Source organism: Microbacterium sp. WCS2018Hpa-23 (assembly GCF_031843845.1).
In the GTDB taxonomy this organism is placed as follows: domain Bacteria; phylum Actinomycetota; class Actinomycetes; order Actinomycetales; family Microbacteriaceae; genus Microbacterium.
In genome coordinates, this window is the sequence record NZ_JAVTIZ010000008.1 from 165,713 (window position 1) to 180,450 (window position 14,738).

Annotated in this window: 15 protein-coding genes; 9 read left to right on the top strand and 6 right to left on the bottom strand. The window is 64.8% G+C overall.

The annotated features are described in order from the left end of the window. Positions 1-14 precede the first annotated feature (14 nt). From RQG77_RS14905 to RQG77_RS14935, 7 genes are all read left to right on the top strand, one after another. Entirely contained in the window at positions 15-1,445 is a 1,431-nt protein-coding gene (locus tag RQG77_RS14905; protein WP_311245422.1) for a type II secretion system F family protein, read from the top strand. After that, positions 1,445-1,945 carry a prepilin peptidase gene (locus RQG77_RS14910; RefSeq protein ID WP_311245423.1) on the top strand — a complete coding sequence of 167 codons (501 nt, stop codon included), beginning with the start codon at positions 1,445-1,447 and terminating at the stop codon, positions 1,943-1,945. Before RQG77_RS14905 ends, RQG77_RS14910 begins: the two co-directional genes overlap by 1 nt. Before the next feature lie 174 nt (positions 1,946-2,119). Further along, a complete protein-coding gene (locus RQG77_RS14915) occupies positions 2,120-2,626 on the top strand; it encodes a hypothetical protein (protein ID WP_311245424.1) in 507 nt (168 codons plus the stop codon). A 166-nt stretch (positions 2,627-2,792) separates the two neighbouring features. After that, the gene (locus RQG77_RS14920; RefSeq protein WP_311245425.1) at positions 2,793-3,536 is read left to right on the top strand and encodes a hypothetical protein; all 744 of its coding nucleotides are present in this window, start codon (positions 2,793-2,795) and stop codon (positions 3,534-3,536) included. Next, on the top strand, positions 3,533-5,089 hold the full coding sequence (locus RQG77_RS14925) for a hypothetical protein (RefSeq protein WP_311245426.1): 1,557 nt from the start codon (positions 3,533-3,535) through the stop codon (positions 5,087-5,089). The genes RQG77_RS14920 and RQG77_RS14925 overlap by 4 nt, the downstream gene beginning before the upstream one ends. A 95-nt stretch (positions 5,090-5,184) precedes the next feature. After that, positions 5,185-8,949 (top strand): hypothetical protein, encoded by a 3,765-nt coding sequence (locus RQG77_RS14930; RefSeq protein ID WP_311245427.1) that lies wholly within the window; start codon positions 5,185-5,187, stop codon positions 8,947-8,949. Beyond that, the gene (locus RQG77_RS14935; protein ID WP_311245428.1) at positions 8,946-9,548 is read left to right on the top strand and encodes a hypothetical protein; all 603 of its coding nucleotides are present in this window, start codon (positions 8,946-8,948) and stop codon (positions 9,546-9,548) included. Before RQG77_RS14930 ends, RQG77_RS14935 begins: the two co-directional genes overlap by 4 nt. A gap of 104 nt (positions 9,549-9,652) precedes the next feature. Here RQG77_RS14935 and RQG77_RS14940 read toward each other — a convergent pair whose 3' ends face one another. The 5 genes from RQG77_RS14940 to RQG77_RS14960 are packed head-to-tail and all read right to left on the bottom strand — an operon-like array spanning position 9,653 to position 12,521. Then, positions 9,653-10,216, bottom strand: coding sequence for a hypothetical protein (locus RQG77_RS14940; protein ID WP_311245429.1), 564 nt, complete (start codon positions 10,214-10,216; stop codon positions 9,653-9,655). Continuing rightward, positions 10,213-10,860: a thermonuclease family protein gene (locus RQG77_RS14945; protein ID WP_311245430.1), complete on the bottom strand. Its 648-nt coding sequence runs from the start codon at positions 10,858-10,860 to the stop codon at positions 10,213-10,215. The genes RQG77_RS14940 and RQG77_RS14945 overlap by 4 nt, the downstream gene beginning before the upstream one ends. Next, positions 10,857-11,471, bottom strand: a complete 615-nt coding sequence (gene orn, locus RQG77_RS14950) for an oligoribonuclease (RefSeq protein WP_311245431.1) — start codon at positions 11,469-11,471, stop codon at positions 10,857-10,859. Before orn ends, RQG77_RS14945 begins: the two co-directional genes overlap by 4 nt. A gap of 16 nt (positions 11,472-11,487) precedes the next feature. After that, the gene (locus tag RQG77_RS14955; RefSeq protein ID WP_311245432.1) at positions 11,488-11,829 is read right to left on the bottom strand and encodes a type II toxin-antitoxin system antitoxin SocA domain-containing protein; all 342 of its coding nucleotides are present in this window, start codon (positions 11,827-11,829) and stop codon (positions 11,488-11,490) included. Next, a complete protein-coding gene (locus RQG77_RS14960) occupies positions 11,817-12,521 on the bottom strand; it encodes a hypothetical protein (RefSeq protein WP_311245433.1) in 705 nt (234 codons plus the stop codon). The genes RQG77_RS14955 and RQG77_RS14960 overlap by 13 nt, the downstream gene beginning before the upstream one ends. A gap of 154 nt (positions 12,522-12,675) precedes the next feature. Between RQG77_RS14960 and RQG77_RS14965 the strand changes: the two genes are divergently transcribed. Next, positions 12,676-13,248 carry a hypothetical protein gene (locus tag RQG77_RS14965; protein WP_311245434.1) on the top strand — a complete coding sequence of 191 codons (573 nt, stop codon included), beginning with the start codon at positions 12,676-12,678 and terminating at the stop codon, positions 13,246-13,248. A gap of 208 nt (positions 13,249-13,456) precedes the next feature. After that, complete coding sequence (locus RQG77_RS14970; RefSeq protein WP_311245435.1) at positions 13,457-14,224, top strand: DUF4238 domain-containing protein; 768 nt, start codon at positions 13,457-13,459, stop codon at positions 14,222-14,224. A 3-nt stretch (positions 14,225-14,227) separates the two neighbouring features. On the opposite strand, the gene RQG77_RS14975 is transcribed toward RQG77_RS14970, so the two are convergent. Further along, on the bottom strand, positions 14,228-14,725 hold the full coding sequence (locus RQG77_RS14975; RefSeq protein ID WP_311245436.1) for a hypothetical protein: 498 nt from the start codon (positions 14,723-14,725) through the stop codon (positions 14,228-14,230). Positions 14,726-14,738 lie beyond the last annotated feature (13 nt).

Sequence of the window (14,738 nt, forward strand, 5' to 3'; positions counted from 1 at the left end):
CAGAGGAGATCATCATGAGCAACACCGTCGCAGTGGAAGACGAGCAGGCCAACACTCCCGCAGAGCCCGCCCCCTGGGCGCCGGAGCAGGGCGTGAAGGCGTTCGGAGCGCCCAGCGCCACCGCGAAGCCCAAGGCGAAGAAGTCCGCGGTGAAGGCCTCGAAGGAACCGCGCGCCCGGAAGGGCAAGCGAGGCTCGGCGATTGAGCCGCTGCCGTACAAGCCCCTCCCCGTCGAAGGCGAGGGGAAGAAGCTGTCCAAGAAGGCGCAGCGGAAGGCTGCCAAGCTCGACGCAGCTCGCGAGAAGGAAGCCGATCTTGCGGCGATCCGACTGAACGGTATCGACGGTGAGGGAGAGATCCCGAAGAAGCCGTGGCTCACCCTGTTCAGCGGGAAGCGTGCACGTCCGGATGAGGTCGCGGAGACCCTCTCTGACCTCGCATCGATGCTGGAGAACGGCGAGTCCGAGCGAGCGGCGGTGGACGCCCTGGCTCAGCAGTACTCGGCGTACGACATCGGTGAGGCCTACGGGCGGGTGGTCCGCCTCCTGGACCGCGGCGTCACGCTCGAGAAGGCAATGGCCGATCAGACCGACGCCTTCCCGCCGGTCGTCCGTGAGCTGATCGCCGCAGCGAACATGGCAAAGGACCTGCATCGGAACCTCCGCCAGGCCTCGATCATCATCATCGAAGCCGACAGCATCAAGACGCAGGTGAAGAGTGCGCTCTTCAAGCCCGGCTCCATGATGGTGTTCCTGATGATCTTCATCATCGCCGCGGTGCAGTTCCTGCTCCCGATGACCACGCAGATGTTCACGGGGATCGGTGCGGAGGCGCCGCCGACCACCGTCATCATCATCGCTGTCGGCGAGGCGCTGAAGTGGATCTTCGGGGCCATCATCCTCATCGGTCTGATCGTGGCGCTGCTGTGGCAGGTCATCCTCAAGCGCAACCCGAAGATCGCGCTCAAGTCTGATGAGATTGCACTCAAGGCGCCGCTGTTCGGCGACATCATGCGCATGTCGGTCGCCGCACGGTTCTGCGACGTGCTGAGCGCGTGCCTCTCGGTGAGCATGTCCGAACTCGAGGCGCTCGAAGTCGCAGGGCGCGCCAGCGGCAACAAGGCACTTCAGCAGTGGGTCGATGAGCACCGCGCACGTCAGGCACACGGTGTCGTCGCGTTCGGCGACGTGTCCAAGACCGATCTTCTGCCCTGGAACTTCCGCAACCGCATTGAGACGACCACGTCGATGGTGCGCCGGATCGAGATCCTTCGTGAGCTCGCTGGCACATTCCACACCAAGGCGCAGGACCGTCTGAACCGCTTCGCAGAGCGGATCGGCCCGATCACCGAAGGTGTGGTCGTCATCACGATCGTCGCCGTGGTTCTCCTCATCGTCACCCCGATCCTCACGTTCATTCCGACCCTCATCGAGACCGTGAGCTGATGCTGGAAGCCCTGGCCACGCCTTCGGGAGTCGTCACCATCCCCACGATCACCGCTCTAGTGGTGATCGTGGGGATGTTCGTCCTGGCAGGACTCGACATCTGGCGCCATGAAGTCGAGGGATACGCAACGATCATCCTCGCCGGTGTTGCCGCTGCGGGTGTCACGCTCGAGGGGATCTCCGCACAGCAGTGGGTCGCTGGACTCATCTCTGCAGCGCTGGCCTTCACTGTGTACCTCGCGCTCGGCATCCGGGGAGTGATGGGCGGCGGGGACGTGAAGCTGGCGGCCGTTCCCGCCTTCGTGCTCGCCACCATCAATCCCGTGCTCGGCGCCTGGTGGGTCGGCGTCTCTCTGCTCATCCAGCAGCTCTTCTTCACAGCCGCGCGATTGAGCGTTCGCCGCACTGCCGGCGACACCCGGAATGTAACCGTCGTGATGCCCCACGTCCCGGCAATGACTGCAGGAATGGTCATCGCCGTGTCGATTTTCCCAATCTGAGCGGATATCAATGCTCAGAGTCATTTTTACTGGTTTACGAGTCTTTTTAGGTATAGACTCACGCACGAACTAATGCTTCAGCAACCTGCCCCCACGACCCGCTCAGCGAGAGAGACCTCCGACTCGGGGCCCCGAGTCACTCCACGCACCGAGCACTCACCTAGAAGGAGTGGAATGAGCACCGCACCCACGGATCTGATGATCGAGGACTTCTCCGAGGCTCCGGTCGGCTTCCTCAGCCGCACCCGAGCCGCCGTCTCCAACAAGCGGGGCCTGTCCGCGAGCCTTTCGGAGGTGCTTGGTGCCGTCGGCATCAGCGTCGCCGTCCTCGCCCTCGCCACGGTCGGCGTTGGAGCCGCCATCACGTTCGGACAGAACTCGTCGGCCCAGACCGAACTCGAGTCGATCAAGTCGGCTCAGGTCCTCTACCAGTCGACGCACGGCTCGTTCGGCACGCTCGAGCAGCTGACCACGGCGACCGACACCTCGGCTGCAGCCCTGACGACCCTGCCCGACAAGGTCGCCATCGTCCTGTCCGACGACCTGACGAACTACTGTGCGGTCTCGACCTCGGCGTCGATGTTCGCACCGTCCTACTGGATGACCGCAAAGAGCGGCAAGGTCATCCCGGACACCCCGCCCTCCGACGGCGGCGTGCTGTGCCCTGCGCCGCAGAAGTAGGACCGTGACGCGACAGGGCCGCCTTTTGAGATCTCTCATCAGGCGGCCCTGGCGCGTCTTTCAGTATCTGCAGACGACACGGATCGATCACTAAGGGGTCACGGTGCTTCACGGACTTTCGAAGGGACGCGCAGTTCTCGACGTCCTCCAGGACAAGAAGGGGAACATGGCCGATTCCCTGGCCGGCGTGGCGTTGGCACTCATCGCCGTAGCTTCCCTCTCTGCGGCGATGGTGACGAACACGTCGGCGATCGCCGGGGTGGCGACGAAGGCCGAGCGCCACGCGTACATCGTCTCCCTCGTCGGAGACCAGCCAGCAATGGCGACATGGGGGACACCTGAGAGTCCTCACACGGAGACGAAGACTCTGCCGAATGGCCATGAGGTCGAGGTGACCACGTGGCGTGAAGACACCCCCACGAGTACCACCCTCACCGCGGTGTCGCCCATCAGCTCGGCAACTGACGCGGTCGAGTGCTCCAGCCCCATGGACATTGCCAAGAAGGGATGCCTCTACGCGACGCGTACACACGCCGACGATCTCGAGTCGCTGCAGCCCGAGCCGCTCATCCGCAAGGACCCGAGCACCGCGCAGGCTCCGGTCGGGACGGTCGATGAGCGCGTCAGCACGGAGACTCCGATCCCGCAGGGCACCACCTTCGCGCAGGCGACCGGTCCGCAGGATGTCGTGTGGCGATACCTGATCGATGCACACATGACCGGATCCGTTGGGGAGATCCGCATTACGCAGGGCCCCAAGACGCTGTCCGTGTTCCCCCTCGTAGCCACGGCCAGCAACTACTTCGGCACGTTCGTCGCCCCGTCGGAAGATCCGATCCTCGTCACGGTCTCTCAGGGCTCGGCGATCGTCAAGACCGTCTTCATCTACCGCGCAGGGAGCACGTCATGATCCTGGCCATCCGCAAGATCCTCGCAGAGAAGAAGGGCGGAGTCGTAGACGCACTCGGCGCCCTCACGCTCGGCCTCGGGCTGATCGTGACCGTCGGCGTGCTCGTCGGGAACTACGCGATCCACTCGAAGAAGGCCGAGCTGGTCACCACCGTCTCGCAGGAGATCACGAACAGGGCAGAGGTGTACGCCTCCGCGATGAACAGCGACCTGGTCAACCCGGAGGTGCCGTCTCTCGCACGCGAATGCTCGACGGCCACAGAGGTGTGCACGCAGATCCTCCAGGTGACGCCCGGCGGCGAAGGCAAGACGATGACCCTGCGCATCCAGGGTGACACGCTGGCGCCGCTCGGCGAGAGCGTGACGAAGGACGTCGTTCTCGACTCCGTCGAAGTCAGCCACGTCACCGGTATCGACGCCGACGGGAACAACATCTGGGGAATCGCACCTGAAGAGGGTCTGCGATACCGCACCTGGGGCGTCGCGTCCGGCGAGCCATCGGTGCTGACCGCCGAGGAGCTCAACCAGGAGACCCTCAGTTGGGCGGCGATCGCAGACCGCGCCGGCGTCGACAGCGCGGGCGGCCTCTGGGTCTGGGGCCCGAACAAGACCGGTCAGGCCGGCGTCGGAAAGGCGTCTGCAGACCCCGTCGCGCCCACCCGTATCGAAGTCGGAAAGACGAAGTTCCGCTCGGTGACGACCGTCGCCGACCGCGGGTTCGCCATCGACTCGGACGGGTTCGCATGGGTGTGGGGGAAGAACGACCAGAAGCAGCTCGGCGCGGGAGGCTCCGTGATCATGGAGCCGACGAAGCTCCCCGTCCGAGTGGTTTCGATCACCACCGCCAAGGCAACGACCTTGGCCATCACGAGCACGGGCGAGCTGTGGGTCCAGGGTGCCGCGATCGCGGGACTGCCGACCCCGAATGCCGACGGCATCGTCAACAAGGGCACCAAGTACAAGGCTGTCTCTGCCAGCGCTTCGAGCGGCGCCGTCGCGCTCGTCAGCTCGGCAGGAACCGTCGCCATGTACGGGGTCTCCTACACGCTGCAGGCACCCACGCAGCCTGAGGTGTTCGTCTCGGTTTCGGTCGGTCCGACGGCCGCAGCGGGTCTGACCTCCGACGGGAAGCTCTACACCTGGGGCAAGGGGCCCGCGGGCGAGCTCGCGCAGAAGACGACGCTCACGCAGTTCGTTCCGACCTCGCCTGTGCCCACGAAGAAGTTCGTGTCGGTCGTGATGGGCAAGTCGAGCCTGATCGCACTCGATGCGAACGGCAAGCTCTGGTACTCGGGCAACGCGGCCGCGGCCGGCGTGACCGGTGACGCGCTCCCGGTCGTCAACACGCTGGCACCCCTGCTCGCGTCGAACAGCTTCCACGCCATCGCTGCAGATTCCAGCTCCACCGCGGTGGCTCTGCTGGATGCCATGAAGCATCTTTACGGGTTCGGCAACACGACTGTCGGCCTCTGGCCGTCGACGGCGAAGGGGTCAGCGAACACCCCCACGCGCATGCCGCTACCTGACGGTTTTTCCTCGTATACGTGGAAATAACGACTATGATCGAAGGAAGAGAGGGGGCCAAAATGCGCCTGGAAAGACGTAACCTTCGCGGGGTCCTGCGAGACAAGAGCGGCATCAGCGCCAGCATGCCCGAAGCACTCGCGGGCATCGGGCTGAAAGCGGTGATCATCACCATCGTCGGCGGAGTGGTCGCAGCAGGAGTCGCGTTCCTCGCGGTGACCACGGCCACCGCCGACGCATCAGCCGGATACCAGAACGCCAACGTTGCTTTCGAGAAGGCGGTGCACTCGTCGGACATCGTCGTGGGGCTCGAGACCGATCGCGTCGGTCTCCTCCGCAACGTCGCCGGTGACAAGTGCGAGATCGAGGCGTGGCAGTCGGGAACCAGCGACGGCAAGAAGACCCTCGTTGTTGACCGCACGACGGTCGCGGGGGAGTGCTCGGTCACGACTCCGCTGCCTGCGGCGGGGTCGACCACTGCTGGCATGACGCTGCTGTCCGACATCGCTGCGCCGCTGTTCGAGTACACGAACCGCGGGGGTCGCACGATCACCTTCAACGCATCGGCTGCCCCGACCCTCGCGACGGCTGCCAAGCCCGCTGACGTGAAGCAGAGCGACTTCGACGATGTGCGCCCGTACAAGGTCACGCTGACGCTGAAGGCTCTCGACAAGGACAACTCGGCGGCTACCAAGGAGGCCGTGGCCACCGGGTACACGAACGTGCTGAACCTCACACCGACCCCCGACGAGGTTCGCTACGTCCCGAACCCCGACGACAACGTCCCGGGGCCGATCATCATCGCGAGCATCGAGCGATCGACCACCACGGGAACGGTCTACTCCGGCGCACGTGAGGGTGCGGCTGTGACGTTCACCGGCGGTGTCTGCGAGTCCGGTCCGACCACGGTCGATGTCTCGTACGAGCGTCAGAGCCCGGGCTCCGCACCCCGTGTGAACACGATTTACGCTGCGGAGCTCACGGAGGCCGCAACGACGGTGCACCTCGGATCTGTTCCGAACGGCTCCACCGGCGCCGTCGAGGTCGCAGCGTCTTGCGTCAAGGACGGGGCGGTCGTCAAGGACGCCCTCGTGTACACGCAGGCGGTCCCCGCACCCCAGGTCACGGCGAAGCTGAACGCCTCGACGTACGGCGCTCACGATGTCTCGTGGACGAAGGTCTCCAGCCTTCCGACCTCGTTCGAGGTCTTCCGCGACTACGGAAAGCTCAGCGAGCTGCCCCAGAGCGCGGACAAGCTGGCCACGACCACGGACAAGCTCGTCTACCTCTCGGACACCAAGGGCCTCGGCATCGGTCGAGAGACGACCTACGTCGTCGTCGCGACCGTCGACACGGTTCGTTCGGAGCCTGGTAGCACCACCATCACGACGCCTCTTGAGGCACCCTCAGCACCTGTCGTGACCACCTCCCAGGCGGGTGCGACGTGGACTGCTGTCGAGTGCCCTGCGTACACGACGGCTCAGTATGCCGAGCGCCACTACCAGCAGACCGGTACGGACACGACCGTGACCTGGTCGGCTTACACGGCCTGGTCGACGTCGACGAAGGTGACGCTGAAGACGCCGGAGTACGGACGCACCGTCTACAGCGTGGTCGCCCGTTGCGCGGCGACCGCCAGCGGCGCGATCTCGCCGAACTCGCCTGCATCGGCGGTTCGGTCGTTCTACATGCCCGAGACCCCCAAGGTGACGGTGACGCGGTCGACTACCTCCGGGACCGCGTTCTCGGGAGCCCGCGAGGGCGCTCTCGTCTCGTACACCGGCGCACGTTGCTGGAACGGCACCTCGAGCAAGGTCTCGACCAGCTGGAGCGGCACGTCTCCCAGCAACCAGGCGGATGTCACGGCATCGGCGGCGGCCGCGCCAGTTCCGGCCTCTGGTGGACAGCTCAACATGGCTGGCATCGCAAACGGCGCGACGGGTAATGTCACGACGACCGTCACCTGCACCGCAGGAGTGTCCGGATCGATCAGCTCGGCTGTGCAGTACAAGCAGCCTGTGCCCGCCCCGACCGTCAGCGCGACTCTCCACGCCACCGTCGGAGCGCACGTGGTGTCGTGGACGAAGGTGTCGAGCCTTCCGACGACGTTCGAGGTCTACCGCGACTTCGGATCCGTCACCAAGGTCGCTCAGACCGCAGCCAACCTCGCCGGCACGACCGACAAGCTCACCCTGACGTACAACACCAAGGGGCTGGGCATCGGTCAGAAGACGACGTACGACGTCGTGGCGATCGTGAACTCGGTTCGTTCCCAGCCGGGAAGCACCAACATCACGACGCCTCTTGCGGCGCCGGGAACTCCGACCGTCACCCCCACGACGGGAGGCGCAACCTGGACTGCGGTCACGTGCCCCGCGTACACGACTGCGGAGTACTCTGAGCGCCACTACCAGCAGACGGGCACGGTTACCACCGTGAGCTGGTCGGCTTGGAGCGAGTGGTCGACGTCTCGTAAGGCGACGGTGACGACGCCTGGATACGGACGTACGGTCTACACCGTGATCGCTCGCTGCGTGGCCAACGAGAGCGGCGCCGTCTCGGCGAACTCGCCGGCTTCCCCGCAGGTCGCGTTCTACATGCCCGAAACCCCCAAGGTGACAGTGGCGCGCTCGACGGTGTCCGGAACCGCGTACTCGGGAGCTCGCGAAGGCGCGCTCGTGTCGTACACCGGTGCACGGTGCTGGAACGGCGGACCGAGCATTGTGACGACCACGTGGACCGGCACGAGCCCGACGAACCAGCCTTCGCGAACGGCCACGACCCCGGCCGCGACCGTTCCCGCTTCGGGCGGCTCGTTCAACATCGCGGGGATCGCCAACGGTGCCTCCGGAACGTTCCGCACGGTCGCGACATGTGAGGCCGGAGTCTCCGGTACTGCCGCCTCGGCGAACAGCTACAACCAGCCGGTTCCGAAGCCTGTCCTCGAGGTGGGGATGTCCTTCACCGCCGACCGCCACCAGCTGGACTGGACGGCGGTGAGCAGCCTGCCCACGTCCTTCGACACGAACAAGTCCGCTCAGTCCGGACGAGAGAACGAGAACACAACCGCTCTGAGCACCCTGACGCGGATCCTGTCGTACACACCGGGAACGAGTTACGGCAACACCCACACGTACAGCATTACTGCGACCGTGAACGGGAAGACCGCAACCAGCGACAAGAAGACGTACGTGGCCGACTGGCCGCGCGTGCCGAAGGCGCAGAGCATCGCGTGGACTCAGGGCACCGGCAACACTGGGACCTTGAAGTGGAGCTACGACTGGAGCTGCCCCGCAGGTACAACCCTGAAGGGACAGCAGCACGAGAACCGCACGGGTCAGTCGAATGGCACGTTCTCGAACACGGTTCGGGCGAGCTCCGCGTGGGCGACGGAACCGACCAGCTACGCCTGGAAGGCCTCCTACGCTCTGAACGGGTACGCCTACGCCATGGGCGTGGACTCGAAGTGCCTGTCGGATGTCACCGGTTTCGAGAGCACCACGCAGAAGGTGCAGTCCCCGACCTTCGTGATGCCGATGGTGAAGCCCGCCAAGCCCGTCTGGGACGCGTACAACTACCGTGACTGGGTGCGCGGTACGAACTGGACGTACAGCACGTGCTTCGCCGGTGGTTGCCCGTCCATGACGATCGACTACAAGACGTACTGCTCGGCTGGGTCCGTCGTCGGGTGGTCGAACTTCAGCTCGACTGACTGGAACCCGATGACTTACAACCACGCGTTCGGGTGGCAGGACAACTGGCACCTGACCCCGCCGCTGGTTCGCAACGTGACCTACCACAACGCGAAGTACAGCTGCTCGACTCCGTGGCGCACCAGCCCGCAGAGCGATCCGGGCAACAACGTCATCGTCCAGGTGCGTCAGCCGTGAGCGGGGGAGAGGGAACGACCTCCCGCCGGCGTCCGATTCTGATCGGGGCGGCCGTCATCGCGACGGCCGCCCTGGTCGGCGGGATCGTCCTCGCGAACGTGCTCGGTCCTGAGCGGGTGGATCCACAGTCCGTGGAGATCACTCCCCAGCCGCAACAGGTCGCAGCGAACGAGCCAGTGGTCGCAGCTCCGGAGGATGCGGACCTGACGGCGGTCGAAGTCATCTCCGACGACCTGGTCAGCGGCTTCGGTGGTGACGTGATCGACGCGCGCAGCAGGGTGCAGGACGACTCCGCCACCATGCTCGAAGTCGCCACCGATGACGAGTGTCTGACCGAGTGGGCGAAGGCGAACATCGCCGAGCTCGCGGCATCCGGTGCGTACCAGGTGATCGACATCTGCGATCGCCCCACGGCTGTGCTCGCAGGTCCTGCAGGGTCGGACAGCAAGGTGCTCGTTTACGGCTCGCTCGAGGACACAGCGCCCGACGGGATGCGCGCGATCATCGCGGAAGCGACGAGCACAAAGGTCGCCTTCGCCGCCGTGCGCACCACCGACGGCGAGGCGCAGCTTCTGGCCACGGCAGTACTCCCTGACTGACGTCCAGGTTCGAAAGACAGAACCCCCGCAGCTCCGAAGAGCGCGGGGGTTCTTTCGTTGGTGACCATCAGCCGGCCATGTCTTGGGATCCGCTCATGGTCGACTCAAAGGGCGTATCCAGACTCTCTCGCCCTCTTGATCCAGTTGGTTGCGGTGCGGGGCTGAAACCCGAACATTTGGGCCACGGCCTTCGAGGGCGGGTCTCGGACAACGGAGGCGAGTCTGTACACCGTCGCCACGTCACTCAGATCGGGCGCCAGTATGGGAGTGAGGCCCTCGAAGCCGAGCGCGTATCGACGTATCGCCTCCGTGTAGCTACCGGGTTCAACGTGGAAAGCTCTTGGCAACAGCCACCGCATGATCCCGTAGGGAGGGATACCGCGGAGGATCTGGCCATTCACCTCCCGCCCGTCGATCGCCTCGACGGCGAGAGAGGCGAGCCGGTATTGCGCGAGCGTTGGGTCGAACACGGCTGTGATCGAGAGGTCGACGTCATCGATACCTTCTGCTTTCGCTGAGCGGAGGATGGGAATGTTCCCACACGGGCCAGATGCGCGGACGCGGGTGGGTACGGATACGCCTGGGTGTACCTCTACCCGCGGCCCCTCCGACTCCATCGTCCAGCTGATGACCTTTAGGTCGTCGGTTGACAGTGTTGTCATGCTCACCGTCCGATCGTGGCACAGGTCGCGTGCGAGCCGACGCCGGCTGATGCCGCCTCGATCTGCAGCGCGGCATACGCATCGAACCGCTCCGGCGCCGGTTCCGACTTCGGATACCACGCCTCAGCGAAACCGTCGCGGATCATCGCGGCACCCGCATCCACCACCTGTGCACCCCCGAGGGTCTCCACGTAGGCGAGGGATCGACCATAGCGGTCGGAGTGATCGCTTACGCCGTCGAAGGTCAGTGACAGCTGTGCGCCGTCACCGAGGATCGCAACCAGATGATCGGTGGCCTCCTGCGCCCCGCACTCGGCGGGATCCGCGCTCATCTTGTTCATCTCTGGGGCGTCGATGCCGAGGAGCCGGACGACGTGCTCTGTCCCGGCGTCGTTGGTGGCCGGCAGCTGGTCATTCGGGACGACGGCGATGGTGTCGCCGTCGACGACTCGAATGAGCTGCGCTGGTACTTCCGCCATCGGCTCAGCGGTGGAGGGGTGATTCTCCTCGAAGGTCTCCCTGATCGAGCCGAGGAGATTGTCAAAGCCCGTCGTGACCATGGTGAACAGGAGAAGGCCACCCGCGGCGGCCCCGACGAGGGCGATCGCGCCGCGGATGAGGCGGCGGCGGATGGATCGGGCGATACTCACGCTGCGGCTCCCTCGTTGTGCAGGGACTGGTCCCAGAGCGGACGGAGGACGTCGCGGATCTCGCGGAGTTCAGCGATGGACCACCGGATGTCGCTGGCGGCCCTATGCACGGCGTAGCCGTCTTCCGCCGCGACCTGAAACGGCTGCGGCGCCTTGAATCCAGGGAGGATCATCTCGAGGGTTTCCCGGAAGCCCGAGACGTCGACGATTCGGTAGTGCACCACCTTGGCCAGGCGAGGCATGTACTCGTCGATGAAGGCCATGTCTGCGCGCAGGCTCGCACCGAGCGTGATTACCGTGCGATCGCGCGGGTCGTCATGTTGGACATGTCCGTGGCCGGCCAGGAACTCGATTACCTCATCCTCGAGCGCCTCGACGGTGAGAGTGGACGCGCGGACCTCGTCGAGCAGCCCCGTCTGGGTGTGCATCTCTCTGACGTAGTCGCTCATCACGGCCAACTGCTCTTCGGAGGCGTGCAGGACGCGGCTGCCGAAGTCATCGATCGGTTCGAGGTCGCGCGTGAGGAGCACCTGGGCGAACTCCAGGATGCAATCGACTTTCGGATCAAGGCCGGTCATCTCCAGATCAATACCGGTGGGGATCTTTTCCATGGTGATGTTCTCTCTGTCAGGCGTTGGGCGCCATGGTGGATTGTGATGCAGCCAGGAGCTGCAGCTTGGCGGCGAAACTCTCCGGGTCAACGGTGTACTCGCCCTTCAGGAGCTCGAAGATCTCTCGGTTGACGGGACCGGACGGCCACGCTTCGAACTCCGCGTCGAAGAGTGGCCGACCGGTGATGGCGAGACTCCACCCCTGGGCGAGGTAGAGCAGCTTCTGCAGCTTCATCGTCGAGACCGGGGTCTCGAAGCGCTGCAGGATGTACGCCGCGCAGTCGTAAATGGATCCTGACGGCGCCGCATCGACGGTATCTGCGACCGCTGACGTTGCGGGCTCCGTCACCGCACCCACGTGTCGGTCTCCTCATCGAAGTAGCCGACCCTCTGGAAATACGGCGCCTGTGCGCGCAGCAGCGCTTCGGCGTGAGCGAGGTCGACCTGTCGGTGGGTGCCGCCGTCGTCAGAGAAGACGTTGGCGCTGGTACGGTCGATCTCCCGAAGGGAGACGTGCACGTTGTCGGAGACCCTTTCGCCTCGGTCGCTGGCTGCCTGGTCGTAGCCCCAGTTCGACGCACTGGCGTCGAGGGTGTGACGCATTCCGAGGGTGTCGGGGCGGTCGCCGAGGAAGTCGAGGAAGATCTGGTGCTCGTCGGGGAACCGCTCGTAACGGACATCCCATCCGTTCTTCACGGATACCTCGAACAGCTCGAGGAGAGATGCGACCAGGGCCGGCTCAGCCGCATCCGACTCGGCGCCGGAGCGCAACCACTCGGGGAGTTCATCCTCAGAGAAGGCGCAGTCGACCTGGTGGGTGATCAGTTCGGAGTGGCCATCGCTGGCGCCGGGCGTCCGCACCCACATGATCCAGCCGATGGGAGCCCTGAACCCAGAGTCGTAGCCCATGCTCTCGTGGCCCAGGAAGACCTTCTCGGATCCGCGACGCAGTGCGCGAAGCGCGATGTCGATGAGGAACTGGGGTACGGAGCGGTCTGGCCCCGTCGATGCGGTGACAGCAGCGGAGGATCGATCGGTGTCGTTGCTCATGGTGTGCCCTTCAGGTGGGGAATGGTGTCTCAACGTTCCCCCGGGCGGCCTCCGGCTGCCTCATTTTCTCCTCATTTATGAGGGAAATCATACCTCGTCGGCGAGGAGTTTCAGGTAGCCTGGACAGGTACCGCACAGATCAGGAGACTGCACGATGGATCAGGAAGAGACGTCGATCTTCGGTGGCTTGCCGAAGCGAGAGAGCGGGTCCACTGACCTGAAAGAGCGGACCGACACCTCTGCCGACGCAACGAGCCGGCGGGTGGGTTCGGGACTTCGAATCCGTACGATCGCCGCTGTCGCGCTTGGTTTGCCGATCCTGGTGATCGCGGGCATCGTCATCATCAACTCACTGTCCGGCGGATCGAACGCTCAGACGCCGGCACCGGAGCTCAGCCTCAGCCCCGAAGAAGTCGCTGCAGCTGAGGCGGCGATCGCGGAAGGCGGCGGGGCGATCCCGGGCCACATCGTCAGTGGAGAACTCTGCACGGCAATCGACGCGTACATGGCGGCCGGCTCGGATGACGATGCCATCCTCGAGACGACCCCCGAGCTGCTCGCGGCCCTGAACGACCTGGCTGCTGTGGACAGCCCGAACCAGAAGATCTTTCAGGACTACGCCGCGATGATGAACGACCCGGCCGGGCTGACGGATCTCGACGCGAAGCAGTCACTGGTGACCGAGTTCAGCGACGCGGTCCAGGTCGACGTCACGACCTGCCTCTGACTCGCTCTTGCCCGGTTCACAGTGACTCTGTAGAGTGCTCCCATCAACACTCTAGGAAAGCCACTCTGACCTGGGGTTTTAGCTGATAACAACGATTATGACAGTTTCAGCGCTTTTTGCCACCTGATCTGGGCTTTAGGTAATCCCCCATCGTGGCGAAGTTTTCGGCTGTCGCAAGCGTTTCGCGATCACGCGCTAGGTTGCTGTCATGAGCTCCCCGGGCGCCAGCTTCAGACGCGCATCCGCATCGGGTACACGTCGCGGCCACATGGTCACCAGGGGCTACATGGCCGCGTGGGCCGACGATCGGAACGTCGTGGACGTCCTCGACGTACATGAGGGGCGCGGGTATCCGTCGTCGATCGAGAACGCCACGGTCGTGAGCTACGTCTATGACCCGTTGGTCATGACCCACGATCTCGAGGGTCAATTCGCGGACCTCGAAACCAGAGGGGTCTCTGCCATCACGAGGCTCCGCACAGGACACGGTCTGACGCGGGACGAGACGCAATCGATGATCGAGTTCCTCGACATGCACCTTCATCGCGGTCGATATGCCGATCGCGTCGGCGCCCGCCAACCAGCGAGGCTTCTGATGGATGACGGCACCGTCCAGGACAAGGAGTTGAACTACGGCGACCTCCTCTCCCTCGCCCACGACCACACCGATACGCTGCGGCTGACCGATCTCGGGCTCGAGACGTGGACGTGGCAGGTCTTCTCGACCAGCGGCCTCTACACGGGCGACGGGGCGGTGTTGTTGTGGCGCCCGGATGCTGACCACGATCTATCCACGATCACGTTCCCACTGTCCCCGACGGAGATCCTCGTGATCGGCGAAGGCATCCCGGTGGACGTCGACGTGAATCGCTCGATCGTCAACAACTGTCGTCGCTGGATCGTTGGTCAGCGAGGAACGCTCCCCATCGAAGCGATGAAGAAGCTCAAGCCGCAGCGCTCCCCCAGAGCGAAATGAGGGTCAGGTTTGGCCGTCGGTCTCCGTGTCTTGGAGTCGATCGAGATCGATGTCACGCAGCAGCCGGTCCAGACCCCGTCGCTCGCGCGCGATGACCTCGAGGATGACGTCGCTCGGTATCGCCGGGGGCGCCTGCCGTTCGGGCGGCCACTCCCCCGCAGGGAGCTGGGCGATCGCCGCGAGCAGGTAGGCGCGCCTGTCGTCGTCGACCTGCCCCAGAGCCGCCGGCGGGATCTCGACGCCCAGTCCCAGGTCAGCAGCGAGGCGCATCACCAGCCCGTCCTCCCCCGGCGTCTGCCGTGCAACGGTCGCCAGCGTGCGGAAGTCGACAGAGTCGTCTACCCAACGCGATCCAGGAACGCCGCGGTGAATCCACGGGTACACCGGATCGGCAAGTCTGTATCGGATCACGAGCTCGACGGCGGCCGCGACCTGGTGGTCACCGCCGCTTTCGGCCCATCGGCGTAGGCTCCCGCCCACGTCCCCAGTTTCATACCCCATGGCCAGACTCTAG

Coding starts and splice junctions, on each gene's coding strand:
- RQG77_RS14970 (WP_311245435.1), top strand. CDS start 13,457: ATGAGCTCCCCGGGCGCCAGCTTCAGACGCGCATCCGCATCGGGTACA.
- RQG77_RS14975 (WP_311245436.1), bottom strand. CDS start 14,725: ATGGGGTATGAAACTGGGGACGTGGGCGGGAGCCTACGCCGATGGGCC.
- RQG77_RS14960 (WP_311245433.1), bottom strand. CDS start 12,521: ATGAGCAACGACACCGATCGATCCTCCGCTGCTGTCACCGCATCGACG.
- RQG77_RS14930 (WP_311245427.1), top strand. CDS start 5,185: ATGCCCGAAGCACTCGCGGGCATCGGGCTGAAAGCGGTGATCATCACC.
- RQG77_RS14915 (WP_311245424.1), top strand. CDS start 2,120: ATGAGCACCGCACCCACGGATCTGATGATCGAGGACTTCTCCGAGGCT.
- RQG77_RS14920 (WP_311245425.1), top strand. CDS start 2,793: ATGGCCGATTCCCTGGCCGGCGTGGCGTTGGCACTCATCGCCGTAGCT.
- RQG77_RS14905 (WP_311245422.1), top strand. CDS start 15: ATGAGCAACACCGTCGCAGTGGAAGACGAGCAGGCCAACACTCCCGCA.
- RQG77_RS14925 (WP_311245426.1), top strand. CDS start 3,533: ATGATCCTGGCCATCCGCAAGATCCTCGCAGAGAAGAAGGGCGGAGTC.
- orn (WP_311245431.1), bottom strand. CDS start 11,471: ATGGAAAAGATCCCCACCGGTATTGATCTGGAGATGACCGGCCTTGAT.
- RQG77_RS14910 (WP_311245423.1), top strand. CDS start 1,445: ATGCTGGAAGCCCTGGCCACGCCTTCGGGAGTCGTCACCATCCCCACG.
- RQG77_RS14965 (WP_311245434.1), top strand. CDS start 12,676: ATGGATCAGGAAGAGACGTCGATCTTCGGTGGCTTGCCGAAGCGAGAG.